Raw genomic sequence first — 18,040 nt, 5'->3', positions numbered from 1 at the left:
GAATCACCTCCCTTCTCCTATCAGAACCTTGGCTATCTCCCCGTATGCTGGCCTTGTCACTAGTATTCCAATGAGAACTCCTAGGATCGTCGTGAATGCAAATCCTCTCAAACCACCTACAAAGAACTTGAACAGGAAGCTCATTGCCACAATTGTTGTCGTAGCCGAGGCTAGGATTATGAAGAACGCCCTTCCCATTCTCTTCAGCACACCACTCCTCTTTACTATCCGCCTCTTGCCACTCATTGCCTCTCCCAGCAGTTCATCTGTTATCACTATCTGCTGATCAACTCCCGTACCTATGGCCGCTATTATTCCAGCTATACTTGGTAGATCAAGATTCCATCTTATTATTGAAGCAATTCCGAGGATTATCAGCACTTCACTGAAGCTAGTGAACATCACGGGAATTGCTATTTTGAGTCTCCTGTAGTGGAGATACACTATTGCCCCTACGACGAGTAATGCCGCGATACCTGCAATTAAAACCTGCCTTTTGAAGTTCTCCCCAAGTTTTGGAGAGATGTAGTCAATTCTCTCTATTGAAAGCTTCACAGGCAAAGAGCCACTTCTCAAAACCACTGCAACAATTTGTGCATCATTTCTAGCCTTAATATCGTTCTGTGAGCCTCCAATTGATATCATAACTTCAGTCTGAGGCTGACCAGTTGCTAATCCTTCTCCCACCCTGTACGGACCGTAAAGCCTCAGCACCCTACGTACAAAGTCATCCATGGGCTCATTCTTTTCCCTAGTTCTAACCTCAACATTTAATCCCATAGCTTTGAGTTCTTCTGCTAGCTTGCCATCTACGTCAACAAGAATAACTTTTTCAGAGCCTTTTGCAATCTTCGCTATCTCCTTGGCAGTTTGGTTCGTATAGACAATTATCTTTATGTTGAATGCTTTTTCAATTCTCTGAGCGAGGGTCATGTCACCCCCCATCATGAACTCAGGAGAGGTTAAGGCCTGGTAGAACTCCTTTGATACAACAAGCGTTGAGTTTACTGGAGGATCTAGAAACATGTCAACGGGATAGCCAGCCTTCCCTTTTGCTAGCTCTGCGAACCTTTCGGCGGCTTCCTTCGATATCCTGAAGGGAACTACCCATGCGCCTTGCCTGGGGTCGTAATTAACGCTACCTACGCTGAGAATGTCTTTTCCAGTAGCGAATATAACGCCCTCAAATTCGGCATAGAAAACTCCCTGCCGCTCAATCGTTTTAACAAGCTGATCAGCTTCTTCTTCACTCACATTTGCAACTTTTACAATGACGAACTGATTACCCCAGGGTTCAATCGTTATGTCCTTAACTCCCAAGGCATTAAGCCTCTGATCCAAGGCAATTCTTACCTGTTCCATGGTCTGCTGGTCAACAGGCTTTTCAAGCTTAACCGTGATTGAGATACCCCCGCTTATATCCAGCCCAAAGGTTAACCCTCTGGTTGCTAATGAGACAACCGATATTATAAGGAAGAATGTGAGAAGGATGACCCTACCGTTGAAAAGGAGCTTTTTCCACTTTTTCATTTTTTACCCTCCCTCTTGGCTATGTACGTTCTCAAAACTCCTGCGTTCAATATCCATGTGTTCATGAAGTCTGCTAACAGACCAAAGATGAGAACCGAGGCTATATCATCTATCACCTGGGCTGTAGAGAACAACCACAAAGATGCTAAAGCCCCTAAAGTCGTGGTACTCATGGTGAAACCAGTCTTTAAGGAAGAATAATACGCTTCCTCAACTGTAAATTCCTTCCTCTTTAGTAGCCTCGTCGTTAGGAGGATGTTGCTGTCAACAGAGTATCCTATTAGCATTAGGAGGGCGGCAATGGTAGCTTGGCTTAGTTCTATTCCAAATAAGTCCATCAAGGCAACCGCAATTACCATGTCAGAAAACGCCGAGAAAACAACAGTCAGCGAAGGCACGGGGACCCTAAAGAAGAGGAACACAACAATCGCCATACCTATAAATGCGTACGTTATGGCCTTTATTCCCTGCTCTTTTACCATCCGACCAAAGGTAGGCCCTATGACCGTTGTTTGAGGCTCTACATTTGGAAACATTTGCTTTAGTACTTCTCGAACTCTATTCACGTCATTACCAGCAGGAACGTAGACCCTTATCCCTCCACCTCCAGTAATGCTTGTGAACTTCTCAACATTTACGTTGATCCCAGTTTCCTTCCTTATTTTTTCGGCAACAATATCCGGATCTGCGTTTATCCCTTGGAGCGTTATAACAGAACCACCACGGAGCTCTATTCCTTCTTTAACTATGCTACCAGTCATTACGTAGTTCGCAAGTATTATTATCAAGGCAAGGGCAAAAACTATGAGGGGATACATGATCATCTTTCTTGGCTCCATTTCAACCAGTACTTTCAACTTTTCTTTGATCACGCTATCACCTCTGGACACCAAATTAAACCCCAACAATAAATCACTTTTGGTGCCAATTGAGGTAAGGCTTAAAAGTTGAAAATAAACCAAGATGTGGGTAATATGATAGCGCTGGGTATAGAAGGAACTGCCCACACGCTCGGTATTGGAATAGTAACCGAAAAAAAGGTATTAGCTAATGTTTTCGACACGCTAACTACTGAAAAAGGTGGAATACACCCAAAAGAAGCCGCAGAGCATCATGCAAGACTTCTAAAGCCGTTATTGAAGAGGGCATTGAAGGAAGCTCGTATTACACTTGAAGATATTGAGGTGATAGCTTTCTCCCAGGGCCCAGGACTGGGGCCTGCACTTAGGGTTGTAGCAACTGCAGCGAGGGCACTCGCTATAAAGTATAGGAAACCCATTGTTGGGGTAAACCACTGCATCGCCCACGTCGAGATTACGAAGATGTTTGGAATAAAGGATCCCGTCGGACTTTACGTCAGCGGGGGAAACACCCAAGTTCTGGCCCTTGAAGGCGGAAGGTACAGAGTTTTCGGCGAGACATTAGATATAGGGGTTGGAAATGCGATTGACGTATTTGCTAGGGAGCTCGGGTTGGGGTTCCCGGGAGGACCAAAGCTTGAGAAGCTTGCACAAGAAGGTAGGAGGTACATAGAACTCCCTTATGCTGTTAAAGGCATGGATCTAAGCTTTTCAGGCCTATTAACCGAGGCCATTAGGAAATATAGGAGCGGGAAGTATAAAGCTGAAGATCTCGCATATTCATTTCAGGAAACAGCGTTTGCAGCCCTAGTGGAGGTAACTGAGAGAGCAGTAGCACATACCGAAAAAGAGGAGGTAGTTTTGGTCGGAGGAGTCGCTGCGAACAACAGGTTAAGGGAAATGCTCAAGATAATGACAGAAGACAGGGGAGTAAAGTTCTTCGTTCCACCTTATGACCTCTGCAGAGACAACGGAGCAATGATTGCTTACACTGGGCTGAGAATGTATAAGGCCGGTATCGAGTTCAAGCTTGAAGAAACTATAGTGAAGCAGAAATTTAGAACAGATGAGGTTGAAGTAACATGGTAAGCTGGATAGCCCTTAGCTATAGGGTTTTAGTATTTTTAATATTTCTTGCTCTTGCGATATATAGCACGCTCCAATACGTTAGAAGTCCTTCAGAATTTAAGTCTCTATTTAGGAACAGCATAGTATTTTTCACGACAGCATCAGGTCTCAGACTTATTGACATCCTTTACCTGTATCTTAAAGTCCCATATTATAATGAAATCCACACCCTGGGCCACATAGTCATTCTGCTAAGCTTTGCTTGGATATACATCTCGTTTACCAGAAGGCTAACAGGTTTCTTCTATCCAGAAGAACCGAAAATTACAGGGGTTCATGCGTATCTTGCAACGTCACTTCTGGAAGTTGAGGGCCTACTGGAAGGGGAGAAGATCCTAGCAATAACAAGAAATCCAAGCACATATGATAAATATGATGCAAAGGTAGTGTGGGTAACAACGGCAGAGGGAACGAGTGGTGTTTCTCCTACTGCCCTCCATGTAATCCTAGATTTGGCCATTAGATTCGCCCAAGAAAATAGGGGAGGAGTTGTAGTTATTGATTGCGTTGAGTTTTTGATACTCTACAATGGCTTCAAAGCAACATATAAGTTCCTTACTAGCCTAAAAGATCATTTAATAACCCGTAACTCAAAATTAATAGTAGTTCTAAATCCCCAAGCTCTAGATGAGAAGGAGTGGAACCTACTTAGAAGGGAGTTTGTCCAACCTCAGAACGTCCCTTCTCTTTAACACCAAGATACCCCCAATGAGCGTTGGAGCCCAGAAGGATATCAATCTATCTAACACTGTCGCAGAAACGGCAAGAGCCTTTTCCACCCCAACAGCTAGAAATAGAGCCGATTGAACAGTCTCACTAATCCCAACACCCCCTGGGATGACACTTACCATAGCAACGGCCATTGATGCCATTTTAACTAAGAGAACCTGAATTACCGAAACTTTCTTCCCAAGGCTTAGGAATACAAAGTACATTCTAACTACATCAGCCATCCAAAGCACAAATGACCAGAACATGCTGACCATAACGTCCCGTTTTCTCTTGGCTATCAAAACGAGAGTAGACTTAAATTCGCCCAAGGCACCTCTAAGTTTACCTTCAATTTTTCCCTCATATTTAGAAAGCCTCCCAGGGAATAAGCGTTTGAATAGTCCAAACAACCTCATAACCAAGCCTAAAGCATATTTCTCTCGAATGGAGAACAAGAGCGTAAGTAGAACAACAAGCACCAAGAGAATAGTAGACAGTGCGAGAACCCAGATAAGGATTGTAATTCCATGTCCAACAGCATATACAAATGCTATTGTCATGAAAATAATTACCGGGACTACATCTAATATCCTGTCTGCCATTACAGTAGCAAATACCCTGGGATATGTACCATTTGAGGATTTGGCTATATAGAGAGCTTTAATGGCTTCTCCCCCAGTTCTAGCCCCAGGAGTTAAATTGTTTAAGAATATCCCGACAAAAACACCCTCAAGTATCCTCACGAAGGAAGCCTTAACACCTACACCATTTAGGAATATCCTCCATCTTATAGCCCAAGATAGAACCGTTATGCAGTACATCATAACTGCCAGAAGTAAATACCTTAGATCAGCCCGAAGCATTAACATTATAGTTTCCCTAAGGCCCGCCCACCAGAGCAAGAGAAGGATTATCAAGACCCCAATGACCAAGGTTACGTACTTCTTGACGTTCATCACTCGCTCACCTTCCTGAGCTTGGCTATAAAGAAGCCCTGGGTCAGGTGCTTGTGGGGATAAAACCTCTGCACTCTATCAATCCCTATCCCAGGAGAACCTATGAAGATGGACTGCTCTTCAAGCCTCATGCCCTTCTTCAGCATGAACTTGACATTCCCCTCGTTCTCCTCATAGCTGAGCGTGCAGGTGGAGTAAACCAAAATTCCTCCCTTCCTTAAACTCTTGATCGCCGCCCATATGAATGCCCTCTGATACCTAGCAGTGGCCTCTATATGCTTGGGCGTCCTCTCCTCCCAGAGCTTAGGTCTAACTCCTAAAGCAGTGCATGGGGCGTCAAGAAGTATCTTGTCAGCCTTAATTCCCAGCTCCGGAAGGTTTCTCGCGTCCATCTGCACTAGCTTGACGTTCTTAACGCCCAATCTTTTCAAGTTCTCCTCCATCTTTTTCAGTCTATTCTTGGATTTATCAATCGCAATTATTTCACCCCTATTCTGGAGAAGCTGGGCAATATGGGTTGTTTTACCACCGGGAGCAGCGGCCATGTCAATTATTATATCCTCCTCTTGGGGTTCCAGAACTCTAGCGGTGACCATAGAAGGTAGGCTTTGAGGATAGAAATAGCCCTTCTCAAAGGCCTTAAGCTCACTCAAGCTGGGCAACTTAAACTTCGGCATCGTAACCTCAACAGCTAACCCTCTCGTTGCCTCCACCATCTCCCTGTAATCCATCCTAGCTATCCCTATACCAACAAGGAGACCTCTAGGATCCCTAATTTGGACTTCATCCCCCTCCCTTATCCCCTTATCAGCTTTTAAAACACCAGGTGCATAGAGCATTGCCCCTTGATAAACGCTTTCGGCCGCAAACTTATTGACGACAACCGTCGGCAGGTTCGGATTGTAGTCATCGGGAAAATTGGGTCCTTCCCTTATGAAGTAAAGCCCCTCGGGCAAATACGGACTCCTTCGGGGTTTCAGTCCCTCCTTCCTGAGTTCATCAATCAGCTTATCCCTGCTTATCTTCAGCGTGTTGACCCTTATGTAGTAGTGCTCTACCGGCTCTCTGAGCTTTCTCATGAGCTCCTCCGCCTCTTCCCCGAACAATCGCCTATAATATTCCTGCAACTCTGGAGGGAATGCCTCCAAGTACGTCATAGTAAATTAAACCTCCTCGCAAGCTCAATAAACTTTAGAAGATCTCTTTTAACCTCTTCCTTATCGAACGAGAAATCGACCTCGAAATTTATCATTTCCTCATCGCTCTCCCTAATCTTCCTCCAGACATCGGCCGGAGAAATTGGCCTCTCGTAATTGTAGAAGTCGTCTAGGAAGTTCTCCATTCCGTATATAAAAGCTCTCCCAAAACCCTCTATAAATTCCCTTACAAAATCCTCCGTTATTTCCTCCTTCGGAAATGCGAAGACAAAGTAAAAGCCCTGGGGAGTCGCACCAACTTCCCCTGCGGGCCTTATGGTAAAAGCAGGGTGAGGGTACTTCATCTCCTCCCATCTACTATCTATGTAGAGGTAAGCGTTGAAAACCTCACCAACCTCTTCGACTTCAAAATCCTCGAGTTCCTGTCTAAGCTCCTCCCTAAGCTCAAAAATCCCTTCCCACATCTTGTTCAGTAATTCGTGCACTTCCCTGATCATCACTTGGGTTTCGAATTCATCCCCTTAAAACTTTTTAATTGCCAAACTCACTATAAGCCCGGTGGGAGAGATTGAGTCTAGTGGAAATTCTACTAGGAATCCTCGGGTTCTGGGCATTTGTAACCCTTCTAGGCGTAACAGTGTTTAAAGAGAGCGAGAGTGTTGAGATATCTCTCTTCCAAATCATATGGAGAACCAAGAAATTCCTGAACTTTATAGATAGGATAGGGAGAAGGCATGAGAGGTTTTGGAGGATATATGGAGATGCTGGAATAGTAGTTGGCTTCATAGGGATGGGAATTGTTCTGTACTATCTGGCCCGGCAGGCTTATAGAATACTGCATCCACAGGGACCCGTAGCCCCTGGGGCCCAGCTCGTGATCCCAGGCGTTACGATACCCCTAGTGTATGGACTAATAGCGTTGGCTGTCCTCTTAGTCGTGCACGAGTTGAGCCACGGATTCGTGGCTAGGGCTGAGAAGATTCCCCTGAAGTCCGTTGGAATTGTGCTATTTTTCGTAATTCCTGGGGCTTTCGTTGAGCCCGACGAAGAGGCATTAAACAAGGCCCCCTTAAGGAGTAGACTTAGGGTTTTTGGGGCAGGAAGCCTTGCGAATATAATAGTAGCCCTAATAGCTCTTTTAATCATCAACGGAATTGGATTGGCCTTTGAGCCGGCCGGAGTAGAGGTTAATGGAGTAATTAAGGGAAGTCCCGCCGATGGAGTTCTCCAACCTGGGGACGTTATAATTGGGATAAACGGTCAGAACTTCACGACCATAGAAGAGTTCATCAAGATCATGAACACTACGAGGCCAAACCAGACGATAACGATGACAATCGTAAGAGACGGGGAGATTAAGACCGTCAAGATAACCCTTGGAGAGCATCCAGAGAGACCGGGAAAAGGGTTCATAGGGATATATCCAACCCAATATTTGAAATCAAAGATAGGATTCACGAGGGCTTTGATGGATCTATTCTTCACTTTCTACTGGATATACGTTCTCAATGTGGGAATAGGCCTAATGAACCTCCTACCACTATACCCCCTAGATGGTGGTAGAATGCTTATGGACACACTAACGGAGAAGTTCCCAAGGATCGGAAGACCCATAGGTTATTCAGTTGCTATACTCTCCCTGATACTGCTCATAATAAACATCATCCCCTCGATTAGGGGGCTGATAGGATGATTCAAGTTGCAATAGCTGGCTCAAGCGATCAAACGCCACTAGGAGAGGCAGAGAGAAAGGCGAGAGAATTTGCAAGGGCCCTCCCCACAGATGTAATCATTCTCACGGGAGGCAGGGGCGGAATAATGAAGATCGTCGCCGAGGAGTTCACGAAAAGGGGAGGGATTGTTGTAGGGATTTTGCCCTACAGCGATCAGGGAAATGAGTTCAACACCATAAGGATAAAGACGGGTCTAAACCCTGTAGAGAGGAGTGGCATCCTCATAGAGTCCGCTGACGTCTTGGTTGTGCTCGGAGGCGGAGTTGGAACCATGATAGAGGCCCTAATGGCCTACAACCTAGGAGTTCCCATGATAGTAGTTACAGGAACAGGCTATGCAAGCGATAGATTGGAAGAATTGGCAAAAGATGGCTACTTTGATCACAAGAAAATAGTTAAAATTATTTTCACAGATGACCCCAGGGAGGCAGCAAAACTTGCAGTGGAAATAGGGGGGAGAAGGAATGAAGCTGATAACGTTTGACGTCTGGAATACACTTCTCGACCTTAATTTAATGCTTGACGAATTCTCCTTCCAGCTGGCAAAGCTGGCAGGGTTGTGCGTTGCCGACGTCGTTCAGGCGGTTATAGATGTTAGGGATGACCTGAAGAAGATGAGAGCAAAGGAAAGTGAAGATCCCAGGGAAGTTCTAACAGGTAGCCAGAGAATGCTGGCTGAGAAGCTTGGAATACCCATTGAACTCGTAAGAAGAGCAGGAGCTAGGGCTGTTCTTTCCATTGATGAAAGGCTGGTACTTGATGGAGCGGAGGAAACACTCAGGGAGGTTAAGGCGAGAGGAATTAACACCGCAGTCCTTGGAAATGTCATGTTCTGGCCAGGATCATACACGAGACTTCTCCTGGAGAAGTTTGGGCTCATGGAGTTCATAGATGCAAGCTTCTTTGCGGATGAAGTTTTAACGTATAAACCCAGGAAGGAGATGTTTCAGAAAGCCCTTGAAGCCTTTGGCGTAAGACCTGAGGAAGCCCTGCATATAGGAGACACCTACGCCGAAGATTATCAAGGAGCAAGAAACGCCGGAATGTGGGCAGTATGGATAAATCACGAAGGAAGAGAAATCAAAAAGCTAGAGGAGAGGGGATTTGAGGTTCCAAGCGTTAAAGGCCTGCTCGAGGTTCTAAATTCACTGAGCCCTTAACTTTCTCACAAGATCCTCTATCACCCCAAGGAACGTTTCAACTTCCTCAAGGCTGTTGTAAACGTGGAATGACGCCCTAACTGTTCCGTTAATCTTTAGCCTTTTCATTACAGGAAGAGCACAGTGGTGGCCACTCCTCACCATTATTTTGTGCTCATCCAGCACTGAAGCGACATCGTGCGGATGCAGTGGTGGAACGTTAAAACTTACAACTCCAGCATGCTTCTTTAAATTTCTTGGGCCATACCACGGAACCTCAAGCTCATCCAAGCCTTCAGTAGTCCTCCTAACTAGCTTGTGTTCCTGCTTCTCTATCTTGTCAAGGCCTATCCTTTCGATATACCTTATTCCTGCTGCTAAACCTATTGCCCCACCTATGTTAGGTGTCCCTGCCTCAAAACGCTCAGGAGGCTCAGTTAGCTTGTACTCGTCAAGGGAGACATCTTCTATAGTCCCGCCACCTATGAGGGGAGGCTCAAACACGTCAAAGAACTCCTCATTTATGTAGAGAACACCAATTCCCGTGGGCCCCATTGGCCCCTTATGGCCGGAGAACGCCAAGAAATCAGCCTTTAGCTTTTTCACATCAACCTCCATGTGCCCAACGCTTTGAGCAGCATCCACGACAAAGATTGCCCCCTGTTCTTTGGCCATCTTACCTAACTCCTCAACCTCATGGATAACCCCCAGGGCGTTAGAGACGTGCTGAATTGCCACAAGCTTTGCATCCTTAATTTTCTTCTCCGCATCGCTTAAGTCGAGATTTCCCTCATCATCACCTTCTATGAACTCAAGCTTGAGGCCAAGCTTTCTAGCCAACCTCTGCCATGGGAGTAAGTTTGAGTGGTGCTCATAGGGGGTCGTTACTATCTTATCTCCTCTTTTGAAGATGTGCTCCAGTCCAAGAGCCACCAAGTTTAAGCTTTCGCTCGTATTTTTAGTAAAAACTATCTCCTCAAACTTTGCATTTATAAAGTCCGCAACAACCTTCCTGCTCTCTTCGTATTTGTGTGTAGCAAGCTGGGAAAGCCTGTGAACTCCCCTGTGAACGTTAGCCCTGTACTTAAGGTAGTACTCATCCATTGCTTCTATTACGGGCTTAGGAGTTAAGGAAGTCGCGGTATTGTCAAAATATATCACCTCTTGGGTGAGGGGAATATCCTTTCTAACGTCATCCGGAATCTTCATGGTACCACCTATGAACACTTTTTCAAGGATCTTATAGGGGTTTCTGGACGATTTTGCCCATTTTATGTTACATTTATGGAACGTATAATTTAAATACTTGTTTCAGAATCTGGACTTTGGGTGATAAAATGAGGAACGCTAAAGTCATTGCCTTCTCAGCACTAATGGCAGCGCTGAGTTTAATCCTACAGGTGCTCCCCTTGAAGGTAAGGACTCCTTGGGGCATGAGCATAGATCTAGTTGCAGTTCCAATAATCACACTGTACTTTATCTTAGGATTTCAAGCATCAGTCTTTGGCCTTATCGTGATGACAATAGGCTTGTTTATAATCTCGGGCCCTCACACAATGGGGATAGGACCGATTATGAAGTTCTTTGCAACGCTCTCGGTAATCCTCGGACTAAAAGTTACCGAATACCTTGTTAAGGATAAGGGACTCCTCTACATAACTATGGCCTTCCTAATTTCGGCTATAATAAGAGATATACTGATGATAGTCCTCAATTATTACTTCGCTCTGCCACTCTACCTGAAGATGATGGGATATAATATAACCTCAAGAACTGAAGTCATCAAAATAGTAGAGGAGATGACAAAAACACCCTTCTGGCTCGCAATAGCCCTACCAAACACTATTCAAACTGCCGTAGATATCTTCGTTGCACTACCCATAGCTAGAAAGGCTTCAAGGCTTCAGTAGAGGAATTTTCTCCCCAAGCAAATCTTCATCTATTGCTTTTTTCACTATTATAGTTTCACCTTCCAGGAGAACCACCGACGTAGATATTTCTTCCATCATTGCAAGAATCGCAGGAGAGAATTTTTCTGTCGCATCTCTGTTGAGGAAGTAAAATGCCACTCTACTTTCATTGCCCACATAATCAGATAACATCTTTAATAGCTTCATATTTTCTAACATATTTCCAAGGAATATCAACTTGTGAATTCCAAGAACAGGATTAGTAAATGGAGGTTCTCCTGCCTTTTCCATTATTTTTGTATATTCACCAATGTTCATTATATATTTTCCCAGTTCTAGCTTCCCTAGGACGTTACCAATGCTCCTAGACCCACCTGTTTTTATAACTTTAAGACTCTCCAACCTGCCAACGTCAATTCCACTTAACTCAAGTCTTATGTAATACTCACGCAAAGTGTCCATTATGTCATCTACGACTATTGGTAATTTTGAATATGTGACAATGTCATAGAAAAGTATCTCGGGCCTTGAGTATGCCGAATATTCAACTAAGACTGTTTCACCGAGCTTGAAAGTTGATAAAAATTCTTCGAAGTCCATGACTGCGTACCTCCAGAATACATTAGCGCCTAATACTTTTAAGCTTTAGCGCGTATTCATGCTCTCATCCTCTAGAGCCTTACACTATCTTTGAATATGTGACAACTTTTGGTGCCATGAATCCACCTATAGTCTCAACATCTTTACCAACTTCACATATGTTCCTTAACATTTCGAATACATTTCCCGACAACATATTACCCTTGAACGGAACAACATCCCTACCTTTAAGGATATAACCGAGCTCAATGTTTAAAGAGAAGTCTCCCGTAATCGAGTTAGCCGTGTGCTCACCATATACACTCCTAATAAAAACACCCTCCTCAATTTTCGAGTCTCCTGGGGGCACTATTATATTAGAGGAGGCTATTTCTGGAGGAGAACTATACGATCTAGAGGCGTTGCCTCCCTCAATACCCAATAATCTCCCATATTTTTCATCCGCCAGGAAGGATTTTAAAACACCCTTGTCTATTACAGCCTTTCTCTTCCCAGGGTTTCCCTCCCCATCAAAAGCGTAACTTCCAGGCCCTCCATCAACCGTTGGATCATCCACCAACGTGAAAATTTCAGATGCAACTTCTTCTCCAGTCTTCGAAAATCTGCTCTTGCCAAGGTACACGTTTTTAGCCGAAACATTTGGCAGGAAAACGGATAGGATAGACACTAAAGCTTTTGGTTCTATAACAACCTCCCCCGTAAAGTTATCAATTTTCTTTGCTTTCGAACTAAGTTCGAACTCCCATAAGGCCTTTTCCTTAATCCCCTCTATCTCTCTATCAACATCAGGAAGGCTCCTATATACTCCAAAATGACTCCCAGTTCCCCTTCCCTTTTCATAAACGTAGAGGGATATAGCAAATTCCGTCGACTTATCCCGAGCCTCAACGCCGTTTGAATTCAAAACCTCTCTTTCTCGAACTTCAAAGCCTATAGACGCCTCTCCATTCTGAGGAGCGTCTAAAAGAGCAGTCCCCCAGGAGATTAGAGTATCAACCGTTAACTCCTCTATTCTACTATCATAGAGCCCACTCACATTTGGATATCGCTTGGGTGTGGGAAAACCCGGATGCTCACTCCTCCCCAGCTTTGCTATCTTATAGGCCCTCTTCACTAAACTCTCGAGTTTTTCCAGTTTATCGCTAAACCCACTCATGTAGGAGAAGCCCACATAACCATCGACTCTAATCCTAACCCCAACTCCTCCAATTGTTCTGTAAGTGGCCCGTTCAACTTCAATATCCCTAGTTTTTCTGAGCTTTATTGACGACACCTTGGATTTCGACCAATAGATCTCCCATTCAAAGTTCATCCTTTCAAGAATCTCAACCAGTTTGTCAATCATTCTAGACCCCCCACAACTGCCTCCGTTAAAACATGAGGCCCTCCGTCATCTACTGGAACCCATTGCCCCTTTCCACAGAAGCCTGGAAACTCAACCCTAAGGTCATTTCCAATAGCCTTAATCGCCTTTAGAGTCTCGAGTATACTTCCTGACAGGGCAACATCCCTCACCATCTCCACAATTTCACCGTTCCTGATAATATATCCTTCCTTGGCACCAAACATAAAACTTCCATTCGTTATATCCACCTGTCCCCCCTTGTCTCCTATCATATAAACTCCAAATTTAACCTCTTCTAACATTTCCTCAAACGTCCAGTCAGAAGGAGCGACGTATGTGTTTGACATCCTTACCAGAGGAACATGGCTTGCATTCTGGGCCCGCCCGTGACCATTGGGCTCGAGACCCAAAACTGCGGATGTTTCCCTATCATTGAGGTAGTTCATGAGCACTCCATCTTTTATTATCTCAACTTTCCTTCCTCTGATACCTTCATCGTCATACACATAGCTCCCAAACTTTCCGGGTATCGTTGGATCATCTATAACTGTTAGAGTATCTACGGCAATCTTTTTCCCCAGCATTCCGGCAAGTATGCTTTCCCCGCTTTTCACAGAATCAGCTTCCACAGCATGCCCAAGTGCTTCGTGTATAAAAACACCTGTCAGTTCTGGATCCATTATTACGGGCAACTTACCAGAGGGTGGCGACTTCGCAGATAGTAACTCCCTCGCTTTCTTGACTACCCTGTCAGTCCAGTATCCAAAATCTACAGAATTAATAAGTTCCCAGCCCTGGGTCCCTCCAAAGTACTTCCAGTAATTCTGCATAATGCCATTGGATTTGGCAATAACGGAAATACCCACCATGACTCTAGGAGTTACTGTTTCTATGAGGCTACCCTCAGAGCTCAGATACACCTTCCTAACGATTGAGTCAGAATAAAAGGTCTTTCTCGTTTTTATATTCTCTTCCTCAAGCATCTTGTTAACTGAAAGGGAGAATTCCAGCTTCTCCTCGAGACTTACATCACTTATTGGAATTTTTTCTTTAATTCTAACGCTATCGTGAACAGGATCAGCAGTATAAACAGAAGTATCAGCTCTCGATACCTTGGCAAGCTTTATTGCAACTTTCAACGTTTCCTCAAAGTTTCTAGCATCTGTAGTCGAGGAAAATCCCCACCCATTTATTAAAGCCCTCACCCCTATGCTAAAATCCTGATTAGCTTCGAATTCTTCAACTTTACCGTTTTCAACTGCAATGCTTACGAACTGTGTTTCCTCAATTCTCACATCTATGAACTTTGCTCCATATTTCTCCGAGTATTCCTGGATAAGCCTCAGCATTTTTTCAATTTCCATCTCCTACCCCACCACACCACTCACCAAATATGTTAAAAATCTAAGGGAGACACATGAAAGTAGGAGGTGTGTATAGTGGAGAAGAAAACAGGAACAACTACCGTGGGGATTAAAGTTAAGGATGGAGTCGTACTCGCCGCTGATACTCAAGCTTCCCTCGACCACATGGTTGAAACCCTAAACATTAGGAAGATAATCCCAATAACCGATAAGATAGCAATCACAACAGCTGGAAGCGTTGGAGACGTCCAAATGCTCGCAAGAATTTTGGAAGCAGAAGCAAGGTACTACTACTTTACATGGGGTAGACCTATGACGACAAAGGCAATGGCCAACTTACTAAGTAACTTACTGAATGAGCACAAATGGTTCCCTTACTTAGTTCAGATAATCATAGGTGGCTATGTGGATGAACCGACCATAGCAAACCTTGACCCATTTGGAGGATTAATATTTGACGATTATACGGCAACAGGCTCCGGAACACCCTTCGCAATAGCGGTTCTAGAGGATGGGTACAGAAAGAACCTCAGCATAGAAAGAGCAAAGGAGCTGGCAATTAAGGCCGTAAGAGCTGCCGGAAGAAGGGACGTTTATACAGGGAGCAAAAAAGTTCAAGTGGTTACAATAACAAAGGAGGGGATGAAAGAAGAATTCGTAACTACATAAGGGGCCTGAAATCATGAAAACAACCGTAGCAACACTCTTAATTTTTCTGCTAATATTTCAGACCCTTTCCTCGATATCCCCTCCAGATGCCATCCTAAAGAAAATAGAGTTCATAGAAAAGGAAGTCGAACAAATACGAGGGTTAAAATTTGAGGAAAAGCCAAAAATTATTATAATAACAAGGGAAGATGCCAAACTTCTATTCTCGCCTCCTAGGCCAACGAAAGAAATGAAACTTTGGGAGATAATTTACAAGGTTACCTTCATCCTACCCCCAGAAGCAAGTTTGTTTAAAGAGGAAAAGGAAGACACGGCAAACTGGATAGCAGCAACAGTAGGAGATAAAATCTACATTATAAGGGAAAACTTTTTGGAATCAGGAGATGTGGCGTTGAGGGCAACGGCTCATGAGCTCACGCATATTCTCCAGAGAGATCTGAATGCAACTTACAGCGGAAGAACTTTAGATGAGACACTTGCGATAAGGGCACTAGTTGAAGGGGATGCGGATCTAGTTGCAGATATGTTTTGCAAGAAAAATGGGATAAAAATCGTGAAAATAACCAACATAAGCCGAAAATACACATATTGGAGCCTAAACGTATTCCCTTACGTTTTTGGAGACCGATTCGTTAGGTTCTTATACGAGAAAGGAGGGTGGAAGCTAGTAAACCAAGCATACAAAAATCCACCAACATCAACAAAAGTTGTCATGTTTCCAGAGTTGTATCTAAAAGGATGGAAGCCCGAAAATGTTACAGTAAACGAAAAGGGGATTCTTGAAGATACCCTGGGGGCATATTATGTCTTCCTGATATCCTGGGAGATATACGACTGGGGTACGGCTATGGAGATAGCCCGAGGATGGGCAGGCGATAGGATTGTCCTAACGAGGAACAATAAAGTCATCTGGAAAATAAAGTTTGAGAACAAAGAACTTGCATCCTTGTTTGAAAAAGCACTAAAAAGTCTAGCCCAGGGTCAGAAAATTGCCAAATATAAAATAGAAAGAATGAACTCAACAGTCGAGATGGTTGCTCAGTTTAAACCTCCCTCATCATAATTCAGCTCGGATCCAGCTCATCATCACACTTTTAAGCTCATAAAATATTATCCCCCAAGGTGGAAATCGTGTGCGGTATAATAGGGTACATAGGCCCAAAGAAGGCATCACCAATTATAGTTGAGGGGCTTAAAAGGCTTGAGTATAGGGGCTATGACTCAGCGGGAATAGCGACTTGTCATGAAGGAAAGATCTTCATAAAGAAAGGGGCTGGGAAAGTAGATGAACTAGTAAAGAAACTAAAGTTTAATGAGCTACCTGGGAACATCGGAATAGGGCACACAAGATGGGCCACACATGGAGTTCCTAACGATATAAATGCACACCCCCACACAGATTGCACTGGTAAAATAGCAGTTGTGCACAATGGAATTATCGAAAACTTCCAAGAGCTTAAGGAAGAGCTACTACGCAGAGGGCACGTCTTTAGGAGTGACACTGATACTGAGGTTATAGCCCATCTCATAGAGGAAAATCTGAGAGTCGTAAAGAATTTTGAAGATGCATTCAGGATAACCCTTCTTAGATTAAGAGGATCCTACGCCCTAGTTGTGTTATTTGCGGATGATCCTGAGAGATTGTATGTGGCAAGAAAAGATAGTCCACTCATAATTGGTATAGGAAATGGTGAGATGTTCGTTGCAAGCGACATCCCAGCATTCTTAGCACATACTAGAAAAGCCGTGTTTTTAGATGATGGAGAATATGGAATAATATCAAGGGATGGATTCTCGGTCAAAGATATAGTAATAGGAAATATCAAAGTTAAGCAGATTAAAGAAATAACATGGACACTAGAAATGGCCGAAAAGGGTGGTTACGAGCACTTTATGCTAAAAGAGATTTTTGAACAGCCGAGGGCCATTAAAGATGCCATTTATGGAAATATCGAGGGAATTAGTAGAGTTGCCGAAGAGGTCCTTAAAGCCGATAAGATAATCGTGACTGGAATGGGAACCTCTTACCATGCGGCTCTTGTGGGCAAATATCTTATCCAGAGATTTGGAAGAATTCCCGTAATCGTTGAAGAAGCTAGCGAGTTTAGATATGAATATGAAGGCCTTCTGGATGAAAAATCCCTCGTCCTCGCAATAACGCAGAGTGGAGAAACTGCCGACACCGTAGCTGCAATGAAGCTCGCAAAGAAGTCTGGAGCAAAAGTAGTTGGAATAGTAAACGTCGTAGGTAGTTTGGCCACCAGAATAGCCGATGTAACGTTGTACACGCACGCAGGCCCAGAAATAGGGGTGGCTGCAACGAAAACCTACACAACCCAACTCACAGTTCTCACGTTACTGGGCATATCCCTGGGAAAGCTCCATGGTGTAGATACAACATACATAGAAAATACTCTACCAAGACTTCCCGAAATAGTTGACTCTGTTCTGAAGTACAATGAAAAGTTACAAGAACTTGCAAAAAGGCTTCAAGAAAAAAGGGATTATTTCTACATAGGTAGGGGAATTAGCTACCCAACTGCACTCGAAGGGGCCCTGAAGATAAAAGAGATAGCCTACGTACACGCTGAGGGCCTGTCAGCCGGAGAGCTAAAGCATGGACCCCTTGCCTTAATTGAAGTTGGGGTTCCAGTAGTAGCCATTGCTCCTACGGGGAAAACGTTTGAGAAAATGCTCTCAAACATTGAAGAGGCAAAAGCTAGGGGCGGACTGATAATTTCACTAGGAGACGATATAAGGTTACAAGAGGTAAGTGACGTTTTCATACGGATGCCGAGGGTTCCCGAAGAAGTATCACCAATAGTGTATGTAGTTCCGTTACAGTTATTAGCATATCACCTATCTGTCCTAAAGGGACATAATCCCGATAGGCCTCGGAACTTGGCAAAGTCAGTGACTGTCGAATAAGGAGGTGGTA

General features: G+C 44.1%; 18 protein-coding genes. 9 read left to right on the top strand and 9 right to left on the bottom strand.

Annotated elements, in window-relative coordinates:
- Positions 1 to 3: 3 nt before the first annotated feature.
- Both A3L04_RS02010 and A3L04_RS02005 read right to left on the bottom strand, forming a co-directional pair.
- On the bottom strand, positions 4 to 1,530 hold the full coding sequence (locus tag A3L04_RS02010; RefSeq protein WP_068576251.1) for a preprotein translocase subunit SecD: 1,527 nt from the start codon (positions 1,528 to 1,530) through the stop codon (positions 4 to 6).
- Complete coding sequence (locus A3L04_RS02005; RefSeq protein ID WP_068576249.1) at positions 1,527 to 2,402, bottom strand: protein translocase subunit SecF; 876 nt, start codon at positions 2,400 to 2,402, stop codon at positions 1,527 to 1,529. Before A3L04_RS02005 ends, A3L04_RS02010 begins: the two co-directional genes overlap by 4 nt.
- A 102-nt stretch (positions 2,403 to 2,504) precedes the next feature.
- On the opposite strand from A3L04_RS02005, the gene A3L04_RS02000 reads away from it, so the two are divergent.
- On the top strand, positions 2,505 to 3,479 hold the full coding sequence (locus tag A3L04_RS02000; RefSeq protein WP_068576247.1) for a bifunctional N(6)-L-threonylcarbamoyladenine synthase/serine/threonine protein kinase: 975 nt from the start codon (positions 2,505 to 2,507) through the stop codon (positions 3,477 to 3,479).
- Entirely contained in the window at positions 3,473 to 4,210 is a 738-nt protein-coding gene (locus tag A3L04_RS01995) for a DUF835 domain-containing protein (RefSeq protein ID WP_084448842.1), read from the top strand. The genes A3L04_RS02000 and A3L04_RS01995 overlap by 7 nt, the downstream gene beginning before the upstream one ends.
- On the opposite strand, the gene A3L04_RS01990 is transcribed toward A3L04_RS01995, so the two are convergent.
- From A3L04_RS01990 to A3L04_RS01980, 3 genes are read right to left on the bottom strand one after another with little or no spacing between them, the layout of a single operon-like run.
- The gene (locus tag A3L04_RS01990) at positions 4,163 to 5,185 is read right to left on the bottom strand and encodes a flippase-like domain-containing protein (protein ID WP_068576246.1); all 1,023 of its coding nucleotides are present in this window, start codon (positions 5,183 to 5,185) and stop codon (positions 4,163 to 4,165) included. The genes A3L04_RS01995 and A3L04_RS01990 overlap by 48 nt on opposite strands.
- A complete protein-coding gene (locus A3L04_RS01985; RefSeq protein WP_068576244.1) occupies positions 5,185 to 6,342 on the bottom strand; it encodes an RsmB/NOP family class I SAM-dependent RNA methyltransferase in 1,158 nt (385 codons plus the stop codon). Before A3L04_RS01985 ends, A3L04_RS01990 begins: the two co-directional genes overlap by 1 nt.
- Positions 6,339 to 6,842, bottom strand: a complete 504-nt coding sequence (locus tag A3L04_RS01980; protein WP_068576242.1) for a DUF3201 domain-containing protein — start codon at positions 6,840 to 6,842, stop codon at positions 6,339 to 6,341. The genes A3L04_RS01985 and A3L04_RS01980 overlap by 4 nt, the downstream gene beginning before the upstream one ends.
- A gap of 68 nt (positions 6,843 to 6,910) precedes the next feature.
- Here A3L04_RS01980 and A3L04_RS01975 point away from each other — a divergent pair, with 68 nt between their 5' ends.
- From A3L04_RS01975 to A3L04_RS01965, 3 genes are read left to right on the top strand one after another with little or no spacing between them, the layout of a single operon-like run.
- Entirely contained in the window at positions 6,911 to 8,035 is a 1,125-nt protein-coding gene (locus tag A3L04_RS01975) for a site-2 protease family protein (RefSeq protein ID WP_068576240.1), read from the top strand.
- Positions 8,032 to 8,559, top strand: a complete 528-nt coding sequence (locus A3L04_RS01970; RefSeq protein WP_068576238.1) for a TIGR00725 family protein — start codon at positions 8,032 to 8,034, stop codon at positions 8,557 to 8,559. The genes A3L04_RS01975 and A3L04_RS01970 overlap by 4 nt, the downstream gene beginning before the upstream one ends.
- Positions 8,540 to 9,235: an HAD family hydrolase gene (locus A3L04_RS01965; RefSeq protein ID WP_068576237.1), complete on the top strand. Its 696-nt coding sequence runs from the start codon at positions 8,540 to 8,542 to the stop codon at positions 9,233 to 9,235. The genes A3L04_RS01970 and A3L04_RS01965 overlap by 20 nt, the downstream gene beginning before the upstream one ends.
- Here the strand turns inward: A3L04_RS01965 and A3L04_RS01960 are convergent.
- A complete protein-coding gene (locus A3L04_RS01960) occupies positions 9,221 to 10,423 on the bottom strand; it encodes a cysteine desulfurase (RefSeq protein WP_068576235.1) in 1,203 nt (400 codons plus the stop codon). The genes A3L04_RS01965 and A3L04_RS01960 overlap by 15 nt on opposite strands.
- Positions 10,424 to 10,551: 128 nt before the next feature.
- Between A3L04_RS01960 and A3L04_RS01955 the strand changes: the two genes are divergently transcribed.
- Complete coding sequence (locus A3L04_RS01955; RefSeq protein WP_068576233.1) at positions 10,552 to 11,124, top strand: ECF transporter S component; 573 nt, start codon at positions 10,552 to 10,554, stop codon at positions 11,122 to 11,124.
- On the opposite strand, the gene A3L04_RS01950 is transcribed toward A3L04_RS01955, so the two are convergent.
- The 3 genes from A3L04_RS01950 to A3L04_RS01940 all read right to left on the bottom strand — a co-directional run bounded on the left by A3L04_RS01950 (position 11,110) and on the right by A3L04_RS01940 (position 14,433).
- Positions 11,110 to 11,724, bottom strand: coding sequence for a DUF257 family protein (locus tag A3L04_RS01950; RefSeq protein ID WP_068576231.1), 615 nt, complete (start codon positions 11,722 to 11,724; stop codon positions 11,110 to 11,112). The genes A3L04_RS01955 and A3L04_RS01950 overlap by 15 nt on opposite strands.
- A 79-nt stretch (positions 11,725 to 11,803) precedes the next feature.
- Positions 11,804 to 13,069, bottom strand: a complete 1,266-nt coding sequence (locus A3L04_RS01945) for a TldD/PmbA family protein (RefSeq protein WP_068576229.1) — start codon at positions 13,067 to 13,069, stop codon at positions 11,804 to 11,806.
- Positions 13,066 to 14,433: a TldD/PmbA family protein gene (locus A3L04_RS01940; protein WP_068576227.1), complete on the bottom strand. Its 1,368-nt coding sequence runs from the start codon at positions 14,431 to 14,433 to the stop codon at positions 13,066 to 13,068. Before A3L04_RS01940 ends, A3L04_RS01945 begins: the two co-directional genes overlap by 4 nt.
- A gap of 75 nt (positions 14,434 to 14,508) precedes the next feature.
- On the opposite strand from A3L04_RS01940, the gene psmB reads away from it, so the two are divergent.
- The 3 genes from psmB to glmS all read left to right on the top strand — a co-directional run bounded on the left by psmB (position 14,509) and on the right by glmS (position 18,030).
- A complete protein-coding gene (gene psmB / locus A3L04_RS01935; RefSeq protein ID WP_068576225.1) occupies positions 14,509 to 15,102 on the top strand; it encodes an archaeal proteasome endopeptidase complex subunit beta in 594 nt (197 codons plus the stop codon).
- 13 nt (positions 15,103 to 15,115) lie between these two features.
- Positions 15,116 to 16,165 carry a hypothetical protein gene (locus A3L04_RS01930; RefSeq protein WP_068576223.1) on the top strand — a complete coding sequence of 350 codons (1,050 nt, stop codon included), beginning with the start codon at positions 15,116 to 15,118 and terminating at the stop codon, positions 16,163 to 16,165.
- A 68-nt stretch (positions 16,166 to 16,233) separates the two neighbouring features.
- On the top strand, positions 16,234 to 18,030 hold the full coding sequence (gene glmS, locus A3L04_RS01925; protein WP_068576221.1) for a glutamine--fructose-6-phosphate transaminase (isomerizing): 1,797 nt from the start codon (positions 16,234 to 16,236) through the stop codon (positions 18,028 to 18,030).
- Positions 18,031 to 18,040: the final 10 nt, after the last annotated feature.

It is taken from the genome of Thermococcus chitonophagus (assembly GCF_002214605.1).
Taxonomy (GTDB): Archaea; Methanobacteriota_B; Thermococci; order Thermococcales; family Thermococcaceae; genus Pyrococcus; species Pyrococcus chitonophagus.
Note: the sequence above shows the minus strand (reverse complement) of the source record. Positions and strands in the feature narration are given on the sequence as shown.

Coding starts and splice junctions, on each gene's coding strand:
- A3L04_RS01960 (WP_068576235.1), bottom strand. CDS start 10,423: ATGAAGATTCCGGATGACGTTAGAAAGGATATTCCCCTCACCCAAGAG.
- A3L04_RS01945 (WP_068576229.1), bottom strand. CDS start 13,069: ATGATTGACAAACTGGTTGAGATTCTTGAAAGGATGAACTTTGAATGG.
- A3L04_RS01930 (WP_068576223.1), top strand. CDS start 15,116: ATGAAAACAACCGTAGCAACACTCTTAATTTTTCTGCTAATATTTCAG.
- A3L04_RS02010 (WP_068576251.1), bottom strand. CDS start 1,530: ATGAAAAAGTGGAAAAAGCTCCTTTTCAACGGTAGGGTCATCCTTCTC.
- A3L04_RS01970 (WP_068576238.1), top strand. CDS start 8,032: ATGATTCAAGTTGCAATAGCTGGCTCAAGCGATCAAACGCCACTAGGA.
- A3L04_RS01955 (WP_068576233.1), top strand. CDS start 10,552: ATGAGGAACGCTAAAGTCATTGCCTTCTCAGCACTAATGGCAGCGCTG.
- A3L04_RS01990 (WP_068576246.1), bottom strand. CDS start 5,185: ATGAACGTCAAGAAGTACGTAACCTTGGTCATTGGGGTCTTGATAATC.
- A3L04_RS01995 (WP_084448842.1), top strand. CDS start 3,473: ATGGTAAGCTGGATAGCCCTTAGCTATAGGGTTTTAGTATTTTTAATA.
- A3L04_RS01940 (WP_068576227.1), bottom strand. CDS start 14,433: ATGGAAATTGAAAAAATGCTGAGGCTTATCCAGGAATACTCGGAGAAA.
- A3L04_RS01965 (WP_068576237.1), top strand. CDS start 8,540: ATGAAGCTGATAACGTTTGACGTCTGGAATACACTTCTCGACCTTAAT.
- A3L04_RS01950 (WP_068576231.1), bottom strand. CDS start 11,724: ATGGACTTCGAAGAATTTTTATCAACTTTCAAGCTCGGTGAAACAGTC.
- A3L04_RS01985 (WP_068576244.1), bottom strand. CDS start 6,342: ATGACGTACTTGGAGGCATTCCCTCCAGAGTTGCAGGAATATTATAGG.
- A3L04_RS02000 (WP_068576247.1), top strand. CDS start 2,505: ATGATAGCGCTGGGTATAGAAGGAACTGCCCACACGCTCGGTATTGGA.